Source organism: Klebsiella oxytoca NBRC 105695, from assembly GCF_001598695.1.
Taxonomy (GTDB): domain Bacteria; phylum Pseudomonadota; class Gammaproteobacteria; order Enterobacterales; family Enterobacteriaceae; genus Klebsiella; species Klebsiella oxytoca.
The window spans coordinates 303072-319679 of record NZ_BCZK01000004.1; the positions used below are offsets into that span (position 1 = coordinate 303072).

The 16608-nt window shown below is 55.8% G+C and carries 16 protein-coding genes; 5 read left to right on the top strand and 11 right to left on the bottom strand.

Going from position 1 to position 16608, the window contains the following annotated elements; genetic code table 11:
- Positions 1–31: 31 nt before the first annotated feature.
- Complete coding sequence (locus KO1_RS09460; protein WP_024274553.1) at positions 32–934, top strand: LysR substrate-binding domain-containing protein; 903 nt, start codon at positions 32–34, stop codon at positions 932–934.
- Here the strand turns inward: KO1_RS09460 and KO1_RS09465 are convergent.
- Positions 925–1821, bottom strand: coding sequence for a LysR family transcriptional regulator (locus KO1_RS09465; protein ID WP_024274554.1), 897 nt, complete (start codon positions 1819–1821; stop codon positions 925–927). The two genes, KO1_RS09460 and KO1_RS09465, sit on opposite strands and share 10 nt — an antisense overlap.
- Positions 1822–1919: 98 nt before the next feature.
- Here KO1_RS09465 and KO1_RS09470 point away from each other — a divergent pair, with 98 nt between their 5' ends.
- Entirely contained in the window at positions 1920–3116 is a 1197-nt protein-coding gene (locus KO1_RS09470; RefSeq protein WP_024274555.1) for an MFS transporter, read from the top strand.
- 135 nt (positions 3117–3251) lie between these two features.
- Here the strand turns inward: KO1_RS09470 and guaA are convergent, their stop codons facing one another.
- Together guaA and guaB are read right to left on the bottom strand one after the other, a co-directional pair.
- Entirely contained in the window at positions 3252–4829 is a 1578-nt protein-coding gene (gene guaA / locus KO1_RS09475) for a glutamine-hydrolyzing GMP synthase (RefSeq protein WP_004104468.1), read from the bottom strand.
- A 68-nt stretch (positions 4830–4897) separates the two neighbouring features.
- The gene (guaB, locus tag KO1_RS09480) at positions 4898–6364 is read right to left on the bottom strand and encodes an IMP dehydrogenase (protein ID WP_004104469.1); all 1467 of its coding nucleotides are present in this window, start codon (positions 6362–6364) and stop codon (positions 4898–4900) included.
- 158 nt (positions 6365–6522) lie between these two features.
- On the opposite strand from guaB, the gene xseA reads away from it, so the two are divergent.
- From xseA to KO1_RS09495, 3 genes are all read left to right on the top strand, one after another.
- Positions 6523–7896, top strand: coding sequence for an exodeoxyribonuclease VII large subunit (gene xseA / locus KO1_RS09485; RefSeq protein WP_064406906.1), 1374 nt, complete (start codon positions 6523–6525; stop codon positions 7894–7896).
- Positions 7897–7977: 81 nt separating this feature from the next.
- Positions 7978–9006, top strand: coding sequence for a M4 family metallopeptidase (locus KO1_RS09490; protein WP_004114405.1), 1029 nt, complete (start codon positions 7978–7980; stop codon positions 9004–9006).
- Complete coding sequence (locus KO1_RS09495) at positions 9003–9347, top strand: protealysin inhibitor emfourin (RefSeq protein WP_004104472.1); 345 nt, start codon at positions 9003–9005, stop codon at positions 9345–9347. The genes KO1_RS09490 and KO1_RS09495 overlap by 4 nt, the downstream gene beginning before the upstream one ends.
- On the opposite strand, the gene KO1_RS09500 is transcribed toward KO1_RS09495, so the two are convergent.
- From KO1_RS09500 to ispG, 8 genes are all read right to left on the bottom strand, one after another.
- Entirely contained in the window at positions 9344–9559 is a 216-nt protein-coding gene (locus KO1_RS09500) for a zinc ribbon domain-containing protein (RefSeq protein ID WP_064406907.1), read from the bottom strand. The two genes, KO1_RS09495 and KO1_RS09500, sit on opposite strands and share 4 nt — an antisense overlap.
- Before the next feature lie 118 nt (positions 9560–9677).
- Positions 9678–10070, bottom strand: a complete 393-nt coding sequence (locus KO1_RS09505) for a cell envelope integrity TolA C-terminal domain-containing protein (RefSeq protein ID WP_064406908.1) — start codon at positions 10068–10070, stop codon at positions 9678–9680.
- 57 nt (positions 10071–10127) lie between these two features.
- Positions 10128–10505, bottom strand: a complete 378-nt coding sequence (locus KO1_RS09510; protein ID WP_049128986.1) for a TonB family protein — start codon at positions 10503–10505, stop codon at positions 10128–10130.
- Positions 10506–10661: 156 nt separating this feature from the next.
- Complete coding sequence (gene der / locus KO1_RS09515; protein WP_004104476.1) at positions 10662–12140, bottom strand: ribosome biogenesis GTPase Der; 1479 nt, start codon at positions 12138–12140, stop codon at positions 10662–10664.
- A gap of 114 nt (positions 12141–12254) precedes the next feature.
- Positions 12255–13433 carry an outer membrane protein assembly factor BamB gene (gene bamB, locus KO1_RS09520; protein ID WP_004104478.1) on the bottom strand — a complete coding sequence of 393 codons (1179 nt, stop codon included), beginning with the start codon at positions 13431–13433 and terminating at the stop codon, positions 12255–12257.
- 10 nt (positions 13434–13443) lie between these two features.
- Entirely contained in the window at positions 13444–14064 is a 621-nt protein-coding gene (locus KO1_RS09525) for a YfgM family protein (RefSeq protein WP_004104480.1), read from the bottom strand.
- A gap of 34 nt (positions 14065–14098) precedes the next feature.
- On the bottom strand, positions 14099–15373 hold the full coding sequence (hisS, locus tag KO1_RS09530) for a histidine--tRNA ligase (RefSeq protein ID WP_004104483.1): 1275 nt from the start codon (positions 15371–15373) through the stop codon (positions 14099–14101).
- Positions 15374–15464: 91 nt separating this feature from the next.
- Positions 15465–16586 carry a flavodoxin-dependent (E)-4-hydroxy-3-methylbut-2-enyl-diphosphate synthase gene (gene ispG, locus KO1_RS09535; RefSeq protein ID WP_004104485.1) on the bottom strand — a complete coding sequence of 374 codons (1122 nt, stop codon included), beginning with the start codon at positions 16584–16586 and terminating at the stop codon, positions 15465–15467.
- Positions 16587–16608 lie beyond the last annotated feature (22 nt).

The window sequence follows — 16608 nt, forward strand, 5'->3', positions numbered from 1 at the left end:
GTGATACTAAATAAGTAACAGAATATCTCTCATGAGCAATATTGATTTTCGTCGTATTAAGCAGCTGTGGATGTTTCTCGCAGTAGCGGAAGAGGAACACTTTGGCCGCGCGGCGCTGCGCCTCGGGATGTCGCAACCGCCGCTAACGGAACAAATCAAGCTCCTGGAGCACGGGCTGAAACTCCAGCTGTTCGAGCGTTCGCGGCGCGGGACCCGCCTGAGTCCGGCCGGAGCCGCACTCCTGCCCGCGGTACGCCAGTTCGCCGACCAGCTCAGCCAGTTGGGCAGAACCGTCGATGAAATCGCCGCAGGCCACTCGGCGGTATTGAATATCGGGGCGATAACCTCGGCCATGCTGGAGACCTTACCCCCACTGCTTGAGGAGCTTAAGCGCGCTACGCCCGGGCTAACAGTATTTATCCGGGAAATCGATAGTGTCGATGCGATCCCCGCACTGGAGAACGGTGAACTGGATCTGGCTTTTGTGCGCCTGGAAGGTGAGACCGAAGGCCACATCACGACTTTGCCGCTGGAAGAGTCACGCCTGGCTGTCGCGCTACCGGTCGATCATCCGCTGGCCTTACAGCATCGCGTCAGCCTGCGCGCGCTGGCAAAGGAGCCGATGGTAATGTCTGCTCGCCAGGTCAGCCCGGCCTGGTTTGATCTCCTCACCTCGCTGTGTCGCACCCACGGTTTTACTCCCCGCATTCTGCATGAGGTCCGCTCGGTAAGTTCACAAATTGCGTTCGTCAGCTGCGGCCAGGGCATCGCGCTGGTTCCCGCCTCCACCCGCAAACTGGCGCCGGCTAATGTGGTGATAAAGGCCCTGGAAGAGAAGCAGATGGTTGTTACCGCGGCGGCGGCGTGGAACAGCGAGCGTCACCACCCGCTGGTTGATTCAGCCATTGCTTTATTGAAAACACGCTACGCCTGACCATTCTCCAACTTCTGCAGTAAACGCAGGATCTCAGCAATACCTTTGCTGATAATTTTATCCTGCCGCATGATTATGCCTAACTGACGATGCAGCAGCGGAGTCAGTGATTGAACATTTAAGCCAATACGATCCTGCGGATGCTCTACCGCCATTCTCGGCACAATGCTGAACCCCAACCCCGCACGTACCATGCGCTTAATCGCCTCAATGCTGCCTAACTGCATGACTGGCGCTATCGCCCGCCCATCGGCAAGAAACCAGCCATCGATCAGATCCCGGGTTCCGCTTCCCGATTCAAAAGCGATTAGCGGTAATGATTGCAGAATCTCTGGCGTCAGCGACCACGGTAACTCATCCTGCACATCGCTGAAAATACACACAAACTCCTCCTCTAACACCGGCATAACCGCCAGACTGCGTCCATTCGCCGGTAGCGTACAAAGCCCAAGGTCGAGCCGATTCTCTTCAATAGCCCGAACCACCTCAAGCGTATTGCCAACCGTGACCCTCACCGTCAATAAAGGATGCTCATGATGTAGCTTCTGCAGTAACGGAGGTAGCAGATGAATACAGGCGGTTGCTCCGGATCCCAGCGTTACCGAGCCGCTGATTTCACGATTGAATTCACTCACCGATTGCACCGCCGCGCCCACCGCCAGTTCAATCTGCTCACTATGCGCCAGCAATGCGATTCCGGCCGCCGTCGCTTTAATTCCCCGCCCGGTGCGCTCAAGCAGCCTGGTTTGTAGAAACTGTTCCAGCTGACGTACCTGCAGGCTGACCGCAGGCTGCGACAATCCCAGTACGTCTGCCGCAGCGGAGAAGCTCCCGCGCTGTACGACCAGGCGGAACGTCGCCAGATTTCCCAGATTGAGCGTCATCATCACAAAGTTTCTCTTATAAGGGTCATAAACGGACCGGCCTGCCTGCACAATAGCGCGCAAGGTATGCTGCCGACAACAGCGTAACTGAATGGAAAATCATGAATACACCTGCGAACTCGCACTCCGCGCCGGGCTTTATCACGCTGGCCGCCGGGTGCAATCAGCTGATTAACTGGGGAATCTCGTTTTATATGCCCGGCACTTTTGCCAGGGCTATCGCTCAGGAGACCGGCTGGACCGCCACGGAAATCTATTTCGGACTGACCCTCGCCATGCTCATGATGGCGACGCTTTCTCCGTTTATCGCCCGGCTTCTTGCCCGCTTTGGCGGCCAGCGAATAGTTATTACCGGTACGCTGGCGATTTCAGCGGGGTGTCTGCTGATGGCTTACGTCCATAGCCTGACGGGCTGGTTCGCCGCCTGGCTTCTGACCGGCATCGGTATGCGGCTGGCGCTGTACGACGCGCTGTTCGCGGCGCTGGTGAATCTTTACGGGCAGCGGGCCAGGTTGACCATATCGCGCGTGACGCTGGCCGGAGGATTAGCCTCGGCCCTGTTCTGGCCGCTTGGCGCCTGGCTGCTGACGCGGATGGACTGGCGGCACGCGCTGCTGATCTACGCCCTGTTTGGCCTGCTTAGCGCTCTGCTGTTGTGGAAAATGCCGAATACCAAATTACCGTTGCCGGTAAGGGTGAAAAAAAACCAGCAGCTGTCAAAGCATGATAGACGTCCGGCCCTGCTGTACGCGTCGTTGATTGCGCTGGTTACCTTTGTATCCAACGGCACGTCAACGCATCTTCCCGAGTTCATCGCCAGCGTTGGGCTTCCTGTCGCGGTGGGAATGCTATGGGGAATTGGACAAACCGGCGCGCGTTTTCTCGAAGTGGTATCCGGCTCCGCGCTCACGCCGCTGCGGCTAACGATATTGACGACCTCGCTGATGCCGCTCTGCTTTGCGCTTGGACTGAGCGGCGCTTTTCTGTCGTGGGCGGCCGGAGGATTTGTACTGGGTTACGGCGCGATCAACGGCCTGACCACCGTGTTTAAGGCCACTTTACCGCTGCAGCTCTTTGCCGCCGAGGATTATGCCCGGCTAACCGGCATTCTGTTGATTCCCGCGCAACTGCTGGCCGCCATATCGCCGTTTGCCTACGCATGGCTAAATCATCATTTCGGGTTGAGGGGAAGCTTAGCCGTTTCCGCCGTGCTGGCTGTGATGGTGGCAGCTTTGGCGATGGCCATTGCATGGTGTCAGCAGGAGAATACGCCAGCGGCGATTGAAGAACGGGGATAACAGTAGAAGCCCGGCGTATCGGTATTCATCGCCTCAGGTAATTCCGTAATCCTTTGATATTAACATGAAAAATGCCATTAATGACGTCAATCATTAATGGCATTATTTTTATTCAATTACCGCAAAGAATAAATTTTATTCCCACTCAATGGTAGCCGGCGGCTTACCGCTGATGTCATACACCACGCGGGAGATACCGTTAACTTCATTGATGATGCGGTTGGACACGCGGCCGAGGAAATCGTACGGCAGGTGCGCCCAGTGAGCGGTCATAAAGTCGATGGTTTCAACTGCGCGCAGGGAGACCACCCAGTCGTACTTACGGCCATCGCCCATTACGCCGACGGAACGCACCGGCAGGAATACGGTGAACGCCTGGCTCACTTTGTTGTACAGGTCAGCTTTGTGCAGCTCTTCAATGAAGATGGCATCCGCGCGACGCAGCAGGTCACAGTACTCTTTCTTCACTTCGCCCAGCACGCGCACGCCGAGACCCGGGCCCGGGAACGGGTGACGATACAGCATGTCGTACGGCAGGCCCAGCTCGAGGCCAATCTTACGCACTTCATCTTTGAACAGCTCGCGCAGCGGTTCAACGAGGCCCATCTTCATCTCTTTCGGCAGGCCGCCCACGTTGTGGTGAGATTTGATAACGTGCGCTTTGCCGGTTGCGGAAGCCGCAGACTCGATCACGTCAGGGTAGATAGTCCCCTGCGCCAGCCATTTCACGTCTTCCAGCTTCAGCGCTTCTTCGTCAAACACTTCAACAAACACGCGGCCGATGATTTTACGCTTCGCTTCCGGATCGTTTTCGCCCGCCAGCGCAGCCAGGAAACGCGCCTCGCCTTCGACGTGAACGATGTTCAGACCGAAACGATCGCCGAACATATCCATAACCTGCTGAGCTTCATTAAGACGCAGCAGACCGTTATCCACGAAGACGCAGGTCAGGTTTTTGCCGATAGCGCGATGCAGCAGCATTGCGGTAACAGACGAGTCCACGCCGCCGGAGAGGCCGAGAATGACTTTATCGTCGCCCACTTGCTGACGAATACGTTCGATGGCGTCGTCGATAATTTTGGCCGGGGTCCACAGCGCTTCACACTGGCAAATCTCGCGTACAAAACGCTCCAGCATGCGCAGGCCCTGACGGGTGTGGGTCACTTCCGGGTGGAACTGCACGCCGTAGAAGCGCTTCTCTTCGTTGGCCATAATGGCGAACGGGCAGGTTTCGGTGCTGGCAACGGTAACGAAGTCAGACGGGATGGCGGTGACTTTGTCGCCGTGGCTCATCCAGACGTCCAGCATAGCGTTGCCGTCCGCGCTCAGCGCATCTTCAATGCCGTGGATCAGCGCGCTATCGGTCTGAACTTCAACCTGCGCGTAGCCAAATTCACGCTCATTAGAGGCTTCAACGTGGCCGCCCAGCTGCATCGCCATGGTCTGCATACCGTAGCAGATGCCAAAGACCGGCACGCCAGCTTCGAAGACATACTGCGGGGCGCGCGGGCTGTTATCTTCGGTAGTGCTTTCCGGGCCGCCGGAAAGAATGATGCCGTTAGGATTGAACTCACGAATTTGAGCTTCAGTCACGTCCCATGCCCACAGTTCACAGTAGACACCTAATTCACGAACGCGACGCGCAACCAGCTGGGTGTATTGAGAACCGAAGTCCAGGATAAGAATACGATGTTTATGAATGTTATCCGTCATTGACGATAATTCCGAGGCAAGTGATACAGGTTAAATAAATCGCCCGGCGCGTGGCCGGGCGATGAAAATCAGGAGCCCATGCGGTAGTTCGGGGATTCCTTGGTAATGGTCACGTCGTGAACGTGACTCTCCTGGATACCCGCGCCGCTGATGCGCACGAATTCCGCTTTGGTCCGCAGGGTGTCGATGGTACCACAACCGGTCAGGCCCATACAGGAGCGCAGTCCGCCCATCTGCTGGTGAATAATCTCTTTCAGACGGCCTTTATAGGCGACGCGACCTTCGATACCTTCCGGTACCAGTTTGTCGGCGGCGTTATCGGTCTGGAAGTAGCGATCGGAGGAGCCTTTAGACATCGCGCCAAGGGAACCCATACCGCGGTAAGATTTGTAAGAACGCCCCTGGTAGAGTTCGATTTCGCCCGGGGACTCTTCGGTACCCGCCAGCATCGAGCCAACCATGACGGCTGAAGCACCAGCGGCGATAGCTTTGGCGATATCGCCGGAGAAACGAATACCGCCGTCGGCGATAACCGGAATACCGGTGCCTTCCAGCGCTTCAACCGCGTCAGAAACGGCGGTGATCTGCGGAACGCCCACGCCGGTCACGATACGCGTCGTACAGATGGAGCCAGGACCGATACCCACTTTCACCGCGCTGCAGCCGGCTTCCGCCAGCGCACGTGCGCCCGCGCCGGTCGCCACGTTGCCGCCGATGATTTGCAGGTCAGGATATTTTGCGCGGGTATCGCGAATACGCTGCAATACGCCCTCAGAGTGACCGTGAGAAGAGTCGATCAGCAGAATATCGACGCCCGCGGCAACCAGCGCATCAACGCGCTCTTCGTTACCCGCGCCCGCGCCAACCGCTGCGCCAACGCGCAGGCGACCCTGCTCATCTTTACAGGCGTTCGGTTTACGTTCCGCTTTCTGGAAATCTTTAACGGTGATCATGCCGAGAAGATGGAAGCTGTCATCCACAACCAGGGCTTTCTCAACGCGTTTTTCATGCATTTTGGCAAAGACCACTTCGCGGCTTTCACCTTCGCGAACGGTAACCAGACGCTCTTTCGGCGTCATATATACGCTAACCGGCTGGTTCAGGTCGGTGACGAAACGCACATCGCGGCCGGTAATGATGCCGACCAGCTCATTGTCTTCGGTCACAACCGGATAGCCAGCAAAACCGTTACGTTCAGTCAGCTCTTTAACTTCGCGCAGAGTCGTAGTCGGCAGAACGGTCTGCGGGTCGGTAACCACGCCGGACTCATGCTTCTTCACGCGCTTAACTTCTTCCGCCTGACGCTCGATAGACATGTTTTTATGAATAAAACCGATGCCGCCTTCCTGTGCCAGGGCAATCGCCAGACGCGCTTCCGTCACGGTATCCATTGCTGCGGAGAGCATAGGAATATTCAGGCGAATGGTTTTCGTCAGCTGGGTGCTGAGATCGGCGGTGTTTGGCAGAACGGTTGAATGAGCGGGAACGAGGAGGACGTCGTCAAACGTCAGAGCTTCTTTAGCGATACGTAGCATGGGCAATATCTCGACCAGGGTGGATAAATATTGCCGTGGCATTATACAGAGCGTAACCGATTGCATCTACCCTTTTTTGCAAATAATACTTGCGATCCCCTCTCAGCAGGTTACTATCGACTGAATAACCTGCTGATTTAGAATTTGATCTTGCTCACATGTTGCCATCTCAATCCCCCTCAATTTACACGGTTAGCCGCCTCAATCAGTCGGTCCGGCTGCTGCTGGAACGTGAAATGGGCCAGGTATGGATCAGCGGCGAGATTTCCAATTTCAGCCAGCCCTCTTCCGGTCACTGGTACTTTACCTTAAAAGACGATAACGCCCAGGTGCGCTGCGCAATGTTTCGCAACAGCAACCGCCGGGTGACCTTCCGTCCGCAGCACGGGCAGCAGGTGCTGGTTCGCGCCAACATTACCCTTTACGAGCCGCGCGGCGATTATCAGATTATCGTGGAGAGCATGCAGCCTGCGGGCGAAGGACTGCTTCAGCAGAAGTATGAACAGCTGAAGGCCGCCCTGGCGGCGGAAGGCTTGTTCGATCAGCAGCATAAAAAAGCGCTTCCCTCCCCTGCGCACTGCGTAGGCGTCATTACCTCTAAAACCGGCGCCGCGCTGCATGATATTTTACAGGTGCTCAAGCGTCGCGACCCTTCCCTGCCGGTGATTATTTATCCGACCGCCGTTCAGGGCGAAGACGCACCGGGGCAGATTGTTCGCGCGATTGAACTGGCCAACGCGCGCCGCGAATGCGACGTACTTATCGTCGGACGCGGCGGCGGTTCGCTGGAAGATTTATGGAGTTTTAACGACGAGCGGGTGGCGCGGGCGATATTTACCAGTCCGATTCCCATCGTCAGCGCCGTGGGCCATGAAACTGACGTCACTATTGCCGATTTCGTCGCCGACCTGCGCGCGCCAACGCCTTCCGCGGCGGCAGAAATTGTCAGCCGTAACCAGCTGGAGCTGCTGCGCCAGCTCCAGTCAGGACAGCAGCGTCTTGAGATGGCGATGGACTACTTCCTTGCCAACCGCCATCGTCGCTTTACCCAGATATTTCACCGCCTGCAGCAGCAGCATCCTCAGCTGCGCCTTGCTCGCCAGCAAACGGAGCTGGAAAAGTTGCGTCAGCGCATGCGTTTCGCTCTTGAGACGCAGATGAAGCGCGCCGATCAGCGCCAGCAGCGCGCTACGCAGCGTCTGAATCAGCAAAATCCGCAGCCGCGTATTCACCGTGCCCAGAGCCGTATTCAACAGCTGGAATATCGCCTGGCGGAAAATATCCGCAGCCGCCTCGGCGAGCAGCGCGAGCGCTTCGGCAATATGGTCACGCATCTGGAGGCCGTCAGCCCGCTGGCGACGCTCGCCCGCGGCTATAGCGTGACTTCCGCCAGCGACGGCAAAGTGCTGAAGCAGACCAAACAGGTACGCGAGGGAGACCTTCTCACTACCCGCCTGAACGATGGCTGGGTGGAGAGCGAAGTGAAAAACATCACGCCGGCGAAGAAAACGCGCTCCCGTAAAAAAGCCTGATTATTCTGCCTTTTCAACCGGGGATAACTATACTGCTCTCATGCCCTTTTTAAACGGTTCTATCCGGCTAAGGAGCGTGATATGCCTGTTGCTTATCCTCGTTATGTGATTCCGCCCTATATTTTACGCCGCATTGTCGACCATGGCTCGCTTCAGCAGCAGCGCTGCGCGCAGAATACCCTCAGCCATGTTCAGTCCCTGATGGCGCATGTTCCCGGACGCCCCGCGGCTCCCCATGTCACCACACCGGGCCAGCTTGAGCGCGACATTTACGATGCCGGGCAAACCCAGGAACTACCGGGAACGCAGGTCCGTTTTGAGGGGCAGCCCTCCAACGGTGATGTGGCCGTTGATGAAGCCTATGACTATCTCGGCATCACCCATGAGTTTTTCTGGAAGAGCTACCAGCGCGATTCTCTGGATAACCGCGGGCTAAAGCTCACCGGCAGCGTCCACTATGGCCACGAATATCAAAATGCGTTCTGGAACGGCCAGCAAATGGTATTTGGCGACGGTGATGGCGAGATTTTTAATCGCTTTACTATCGCCATTGACGTCGTCGCGCACGAGCTAAGCCATGGCGTGACGGAGAGCGAAGCCGGTCTTATCTACTTCGAACAATCCGGCGCGCTTAACGAATCACTCTCGGACGTCTTTGGCTCGCTGGTCAAACAGTATCAGCGCCAGCAAACGGCGGACAAGGCGGACTGGCTAATAGGTGAGGGACTGCTCGCGAAAGGCATTCACGGCAAAGGTCTGCGCTCGATGTCTCAGCCCGGCTCCGCTTACGATGACCCCATCCTTGGCAAAGATCCGCAGCCCGCTCACATGAAAGATTTTGTGCATACCCAGCAGGATAACGGCGGCGTACATATCAATTCCGGCATTCCTAATCACGCCTTTTATCTCGCCGCCCGCGAGATCGGCGGTTTTGCGTGGCAAAAAGCGGGCCACGCCTGGTATGACGCAGTGTGTGATAACTCTCTGGCAAAAGACGCTGATTTTTCAACCTTTGCCAGGCTCACGGTTCGCCATGGCGAAAAACGTTTTGGCAAAGAGATCGCTGATGCCATTACTCAAGCCTGGGGGCGCGTCGGAGTGGTGCTATGAATCTTGCCGATCTTAGCGATGATGCGATTATTGAGCTGGCTCGCGAGGGGGGCGTCGCCTGGATCCCGGCGCTCAGTGGAATGCGTAAGATTGTGGTTGCGAAGCTCAACGAGCAACAGAAGCAGCGGATCGCTTCAATTCTTCAACAATCGCTACCGCTGGGCAAGCCGCCGGGGCAGCCCGACTCGCCGGGCAGCGGCGACCAGCGTTTTTTTCGCATTCAGATCGTCAGCGAGCAGCACTACCACAGCCTGATTATTCTCATCCCGGAGGAGCGTGCGCCAGAATCACTGGTTGAACTCTGGCGCGACGGTGAAAGCTGCGTCAGCGATAAAAATTAAACCGGCACAAACTCGACGCGTTTTTTTGAAATCAGCCCGTGGCCATTCTGACAAAAATAATCTACCGCGCCGCAGGCTTTTAATACTTCCAGCGGCTTGTGGCAGTCCGGGCAGCGGGCTTCAACAACATACTCTTTCGCGCAATGCGCGCAGTGGACGCTATTGCCCTGCACAGCAAGCTGCGCATGGCACACGGGGCAATCAAATTCCATGGTGACTCCTGACGACGGGTATGTGGCTTTATTTTATCACGGTTGCACAATCTGTGGCTGCTGCCAGCCACTGAACTCCAGCAGACTATTCGCTCCCAGGCGGATCGCCGCGTTTATTTTACTCACCCTGCATACTGAACCGGGACTGAGCAAAAGCGTCGTACACCTGCTTATCGGTGAACGGCGGGAAGGTGGCCCGCCTAGCGGCATCAATCAGCGCAGCGCAATATTTTTTATTACCTTCACTCGTTGTGATGCTATTCAGTTTCCCCTCATAGCTGAAACTCACATGGATCGTGCATTTTTTCCCCGTCCAGCCGTAGCGATTGGATAACCGGGAATCAATAGACTCTTTTATCGATCTCGCCTGCCTGCCATATTCATCGTCATCGCTGAATCGTCCAGAGCTACAGCTCCCAAGCGCTGAAGTTTTATGACAGTCAGCAGGATGAAACGGCGTACAGCTGCTGGTTAATATGACCAAAGCGAACATCACGATTGTTTTTTTCATATCCCTGTTCCCGGCGTTTATTTCGATTGTCCCTACGTTATTTCACGTGCATTCATCTTAGCGAAAAGGGACGCCCCCGCTTTGAATACTGCCGGGCTGGTTTGGCGCTGGCACCTCAACGGAACACGGCCCCGGCGTGAAATGAATGGTAATGATGTTATTGCTGGAAGGCTTCCCTTTAACGTATCGCCATTTTCCCATTGCGGCCCTGACTTCATTATCAAACATTCCGGAGGGATCGGAGCTTAATAACTGAACGTTAGTCACCCGCCCATTCTCGTCAACGTCAAATTGCGCTTTAACCTGACCCGGTATCCCTTTTTTTGCGGCTTTCGCTGGATAAGCAGGCTTAACGCGCGGTTCAACAGGTTGTGATTCAGCGGTACAGGCTATGGGAAAAAGAAACAGCATCAGGAGAGTTAAAAAGCTTTTCATTCTGACCTCATTGTCACAAAAATATTTATCCTCCCTGGTTTTTCTCACATTTATAACGCAGCCTCAAGCGAGTTTATTATTCTGCGCATGATCGGTGGCCGATAATAAAAAAGCCCGACGGATGCGGGCTTTATATTTTTAATGCTGACGGATAGCTTATTTGCTTTTCTTGATGTGTTTAATCAAGCGCTTACGCTTACGCATCTGATTAGGCGTCAGAGTATTACGCTTGTTGGCAAACGGGTTTTCCCCTTCCTTGAACTGAATGCGAATTGGCGTGCCCATCACTTCCAGTGATTTACGGAAGTAGTTCATCAGGTAGCGCTTATACGAATCCGGCAGATCTTTAACCTGATTACCGTGAATAACCACGATCGGCGGGTTATAACCCCCGGCGTGGGCATATTTCAGCTTCACGCGACGACCGCGCACCAGCGGCGGCTGATGGTCTTCGGCAGCCATGGTCATGATGCGGGTCAGCATAGCGGTACCCACGCGACGGGTTGCGCTGTCGTACGCTTCGCGCACGGATTCAAACAGGTTGCCTACGCCGCTGCCGTGCAGCGCGGAGATAAAGTGCACGCGGGCAAAGTCGATAAAGCCCAGACGGTAGTCCAGAGTCTCTTTCACCTGCTCTTTAACTTCCTGGCTCAGGCCGTCCCATTTGTTAACGACAATCACCAGCGAGCGACCGCTGTTGAGGATAAAACCCAGCAGAGAGAGATCCTGATCGGAAATCCCCTCCCGCGCATCAATCACCAGCAGCACCACGTTGGCGTCTTCGATCGCCTGCAGGGTTTTAATCACCGAGAATTTCTCGACGACATCGGTGATCTTACCGCGTTTGCGCACGCCGGCGGTGTCAATCAGCACGTATTCACGCTCGTCGCGCTGCATCGGGATGTAGATGCTGTCGCGGGTCGTTCCGGGCATGTCGTAGACCACTACGCGGTCTTCGCCCAGGATACGGTTGGTGAGCGTTGACTTACCCACGTTCGGGCGACCCACTATCGCCAGCTTAATCGGCAGATCCTGTGGGTTAAAATCTTCTTCCGGCTCTTCAACTGCTTCGCCGTTCTGCTCGGCTTCAAACTGTGCCCAGTATGCCGCGTCTTCGTCCACTTCTTCCGGCGGGTTCACCTCATCAACCCACGGCAGCAGGACGTGCTCCAGCAGACTGGTGACGCCGCGACCGTGTGAAGCGGCGATAGGATAAATCTCGCCTAACCCCAGCGACCAAAAATCGGCGATCGCCTGATCGGCATCGATGCCGTCAGTTTTGTTTGCCACCAGGAAGGTCGGCTTTTCGCGGGAGCGCAGATGTTTAGCGATTGCCGAGTCCGCCGGCATCAGGCCCGCCCGCGCATCGACCATAAACAGCACCACGTCCGCTTCTTCAATCGCCAGCAGCGACTGTTCCGCCATCCGCGTTTCTACGCCATCTTCGGTACCGTCGATCCCGCCGGTATCGATACAGATAAATTCGCGGCCTTCCACTTCAGCACGACCGTACTTACGGTCACGAGTCAGCCCCGGGAAATCCGCGACCAACGCATCGCGAGTGCGCGTTAAGCGGTTAAAAAGCGTGGATTTTCCAACGTTAGGGCGCCCGACAAGCGCGACCACAGGTATCATGTTAAATGCCTCATACTAAAATCGATACAACGCCATTTACACGGCGTTTTTAAAAAAGCCAAAACGGCCCCTGTCTGCCAGGGGCCGTTTCTCAAAAATAGACTACCGCTGTTGTTAACGCGTAATCGCGTACAGCGTACCGTCTTTCGCCTGAATCAGCAGTTTGCCGTCAGCAACAACCGGATCGGTCAGGAAGCCTGAGCTGTCTACCTTCTGCTGAGCCACAAAGTGACCATCTTCCGGGTTGACCCAGTGCATATAGCCTTCGCTATCGCCAACAACCAGGTTGCCATTATACAGCACAGGCGCCGTCAGCAGACGGTGCAGTAGATCGCTTTGCGTCCACAGCGTCACGCCGCCGTCGGTGGTGAGCGCCAGCAGACGGTCGTTTTGATCAACCAGGTAAATACGGTTGCCGTCGACGATGAAATCGTTCACTGAACCCAGCTCGCGTTTCCACATAATCTGGCCGCTGCGCAGATCCAAAGCCGTCAGGTTGCCGTTATAGGCCAGCGCATAAATCACACCGTTCACGATAACCGGCGTCGTATCGACGTCGTTAAGACGGTCGATTTCCGTCGGACCGGTGGCGGTAGAGATACGTTGCTGCCAAATCATCTGCCCCTGCTGCATCAGCACCGCGCTGACGCGACCGTTATCGCCGCCCACAATCGCTGCGCCGTATGCGGTAGCCGGAGCGGATTCGCCGCGCAGAGAGAGCGCTGGCATATCCAGGTTAACGGTCCATTTCACCGCGCCGTCAGCTTCGTTCAGCGCCTGCAGCTGACCGTTAGTGGTGTGAATCAACACCATACCGTCACTGACGACCGGACGGGAAATCGCTTCACCCGCTACGCTTGCTTCCCATGCGACGGTGCCGTCGCTGGTATTCAGCGCGTAAACTTTCGCTTTTTCGCTACCGATATACACATGGCCACCCGAGACGGTCACGCCGCCGGAGAGCAGCGCAGGCGCGCGGGAGAACCAGCCGTCTTTCTCGGCCAGGTTAACCGACCACACCTCTTTGCCGTCGCCTGAATTCAGGGCTTTAACGGTGCCTTTACGATCGGCGGCATACACAACGCCATCAGCAAAAGCCGGGTGCAGGTTAGAGTAGAATTCGCCAATACCGCCGCCAACGGAGGTGCTCCAGGACGTGGACGGCGTAAACTGGTTTTCCACCGTCGGCAGTGGCGACATTTTCACCACATCTTCTTCGCTGTTAAACAGCGAACAACCGCTCAATAAGGTAACGGAAAGCAGCCCTGGCAAAAGTAATTTACGCAATTGCATCGAGTCCCTCTCAGATGGACAAATTATTTATTTTCATACGCATCATTTCGCTGAGCGCCGGCGAAGCATCGCTTTTCGCGCCCGCTTCCCAGGCCGCTTTCGCCCCTTGCTTATCGCCTTTGCTCAGCAGGATCTCGCCGCGCAGGTCGGCGACAATCGCGGTCCAGCCTTCGCCTTTCACGGCATCCAGGGTTTTCAGCGCGGCATCAGGCTGCTTAAGCTGTAGCTGTACGCGAGCAAGACGCATATTGATAACCGATTTCAGGTTATCATCAGAAGCAGCGGCAAGCCCCTGCTGAAGCTGCTTTTCAGCGTTCTGCAGATCGTTTTTCTCAACAAACTGCTGCGCCAGCTCAAGAGAAGCAAACGCACCATAGGTGTTTTTGCTGTCGGCGGCAAATTTCTGCGCCGCGTTCAGCGCCTCTGGTTTATCCGCTTTAAGCGCGGAAATCGCATTTTCATAAGCCAGAGACGAGCCTCTGGCGGTATCCAACTGATGGGAGGTCCAGTAGCGCCAGCCAACCAGCGCGCCAACGCCCAAAATCACCCCAACGGCCAGCGCTTTGCCATTTTCAGCAAAGAAGCGCTTCAGCGCGTCGACCTGATCGTTTTCGTTATTGTAAAGTTCCACGCAGTCCTTCTCCTGACTAATGTTTCCCGGGAAATTAACCCAGAAGTGTGCGCAAATGCGCGGCAACGCTATCCTGCGTTACGGTAGTTTGCTCACCTGAGCGTAAATCTTTCACTACCACGTTTCCGTCAGCGATTTCTGCTTCGCCCAGCACCAGCGCAACGCGAGCGCCCCATTTATCAGCGCGAGCAAACTGCTTCTTAAAGTTGCCGCCGCCGTGGTTGGTCATCAGCTTAACGCCGGGTAACGCATCGCGTACCTGTTCAGCCAGACGCATTGCTGCGGACTGGGTGTCAGTTCCGGAGGCTACCAGGTATATATCGACAACAGGATCGGCTTTAAATTCCGGATTCACTGCCTGAACCAGTAAAACAAGACGTTCCAGCCCCATCGCAAAGCCGACGCCAGGCGTTGCGCGACCGCCAAGCTGCTCAACCAGACCGTCATAACGCCCACCGGCACAGACGGTTCCCTGTGAGCCGAGGCTGGTGGTAACCCACTCAAACACGGTGCGGTTGTAATAGTCGAGACCGCGCACCAGACGCTGATTCACGGTATAGCGAATACCGGCATCGTCCAGCAGCGCGCAAAGCCCGGCGAAGTGCGCTTTGGACTCTTCGTCAAGATAATCACCCAGCGTCGGCGCATCGTTCAGCAGCGCCTGAACTTCCGGGTTTTTAGAATCCAGCACGCGCAGCGGGTTGGTGTACATGCGGCGTTTGCAGTCTTCATCGAGCTTATCCTTATACTGCTCAAGATAAGCCACCAGCGCGTCGCGATAGCTGGCGCGAGCTTCCAGCGAACCGATAGAGTTCAGCTCAAGGGCAACGTGGCTGGAGATCCCCAGTTCACGCCACCAGCGGGCGGTCAGCATGATCAGCTCGGCATCGATATCCGGCCCCTGCAGACCGAACGCTTCCGCACCAATCTGGTGGAACTGACGATAGCGGCCTTTTTGCGGACGCTCGTGGCGGAACATTGGCCCGATATACCACAGGCGCTGTTCTTGATTGTACAGGAGACCATGTTCGATGCCGGCGCGTACGCAACCCGCCGTACCTTCCGGACGCAGGGTCAGGCTATCGCCGTTACGGTCCTCAAAGGTATACATCTCTTTTTCAACCACGTCGGTCACTTCGCCGATAGCGCGTTTGAATAACGGGGTCTGCTCTACAATCGGCATACGGATTTCGCTGTAACCGTAGCTACCAAGCACCTGCTTCAGTGAGCCTTCAATGCGCTGCCAGAGAGCGGTTTCGCCCGGCAGATAATCGTTCATGCCGCGAATGGCTTGAATGTTCTTTGCCACGTTTATTCTCTTTATATATACAAAAATGAACCCCGGCGCCTCGCGCCCGCAGGTTCAATCATACACGGGAAGCGTATCGCTTCCCAACACGTTATTTCGCTTCAACCTGCTGAATATCGATACGACGCGCCTCATCCAGCATCGATGCTTTAGCGCGAATACGCGCTTCCAGCTGATCGATCATATCGTCGTTATCCAGTCGGTCTTTACGGACGCCGTCTTCGTACAGGCCGCTTTTCTTGTTGCCGCCGGTCACGCCGAGCGTCGACACCAGCGCCTCGCCTGGACCATTCACCACGCAGCCAATGATCGAAATGTCCATCGGCGTAATGATGTCTTCCAGGCGCTGCTCCAGGGCGTTAACGGTACCGATAACGTCAAACTCCTGACGTGAACATGTCGGGCAGGCAATGAAGTTGATCCCGCGAGAGCGAATGCGCAGCGACTTGAGAATATCGAAGCCAACTTTGATCTCTTCAACCGGATCCGCCGCCAGAGAAACGCGCAAGGTATCGCCGATCCCTTCAGACAGCAGCAATCCGAGGCCGATCGCGGACTTCACCGCGCCACTGCGCGCGCCGCCCGCTTCGGTAATCCCGAGATGCAGAGGCTGGTCGATCTGTTTCGCCAGCAGACGATAGGATTCGACCGCGAGGAACACATCGGAAGCTTTTACGCTGACTTTAAACTGATCGAAATTGAGACGATCGAGATGATCGACATGGCGCATTGCCGATTCCAGCAGCGCCTGCGGAGTCGGTTCACCGTATTTCTCCTGGAGATCTTTTTCCAGAGAACCGGCGTTTACCCCGATACGGATGGGAATATTTTTATCGCGAGCGCAGTCCACCACCATGCGGATACGCTCTTCGTTACCGATATTGCCCGGGTTAATACGCAGACAATCAACGCCGTATTCCGCGACCTTCAGCGCAATGCGGTAATCGAAGTGGATATCGGCAACCAGCGGTACGCTCACCTGCTGTTTGATAAGCTTAAAGGCTTCTGCCGCGTCCATCGTTGGCACCGAAACACGAACGATATCCGCGCCAACGCGCTCAAGGGCTTTAATTTGATTTACCGTCGCCGCCACATCGGTGGTGCGCGTGTTTGTCATCGACTGTACGGCGATGGGGGCGCCATCGCCAATCGGCACATTCCCAACGTAAATTCGCTTTGATTTTCTACGTTGAATCGGAGCCTGGTTATGCATGAAAAATCTCCCGCGTTACCCG

Bases quoted from the DNA above. Each gene is read 5' to 3' on its own strand.
- KO1_RS09460 (WP_024274553.1), top strand. From the start codon at position 32: ATGAGCAATATTGATTTTCGTCGTATTAAGCAGCTGTGGATGTTTCTC.
- KO1_RS09465 (WP_024274554.1), bottom strand. From the start codon at position 1,821: ATGATGACGCTCAATCTGGGAAATCTGGCGACGTTCCGCCTGGTCGTA.
- KO1_RS09470 (WP_024274555.1), top strand. From the start codon at position 1,920: ATGAATACACCTGCGAACTCGCACTCCGCGCCGGGCTTTATCACGCTG.
- guaA (WP_004104468.1), bottom strand. From the start codon at position 4,829: ATGACGGATAACATTCATAAACATCGTATTCTTATCCTGGACTTCGGT.
- guaB (WP_004104469.1), bottom strand. From the start codon at position 6,364: ATGCTACGTATCGCTAAAGAAGCTCTGACGTTTGACGACGTCCTCCTC.
- xseA (WP_064406906.1), top strand. From the start codon at position 6,523: ATGTTGCCATCTCAATCCCCCTCAATTTACACGGTTAGCCGCCTCAAT.
- KO1_RS09490 (WP_004114405.1), top strand. From the start codon at position 7,978: ATGCCTGTTGCTTATCCTCGTTATGTGATTCCGCCCTATATTTTACGC.
- KO1_RS09495 (WP_004104472.1), top strand. From the start codon at position 9,003: ATGAATCTTGCCGATCTTAGCGATGATGCGATTATTGAGCTGGCTCGC.
- KO1_RS09500 (WP_064406907.1), bottom strand. From the start codon at position 9,559: ATGGAATTTGATTGCCCCGTGTGCCATGCGCAGCTTGCTGTGCAGGGC.
- KO1_RS09505 (WP_064406908.1), bottom strand. From the start codon at position 10,070: ATGAAAAAAACAATCGTGATGTTCGCTTTGGTCATATTAACCAGCAGC.
- KO1_RS09510 (WP_049128986.1), bottom strand. From the start codon at position 10,505: ATGAAAAGCTTTTTAACTCTCCTGATGCTGTTTCTTTTTCCCATAGCC.
- der (WP_004104476.1), bottom strand. From the start codon at position 12,140: ATGATACCTGTGGTCGCGCTTGTCGGGCGCCCTAACGTTGGAAAATCC.
- bamB (WP_004104478.1), bottom strand. From the start codon at position 13,433: ATGCAATTGCGTAAATTACTTTTGCCAGGGCTGCTTTCCGTTACCTTA.
- ispG (WP_004104485.1), bottom strand. From the start codon at position 16,586: ATGCATAACCAGGCTCCGATTCAACGTAGAAAATCAAAGCGAATTTAC.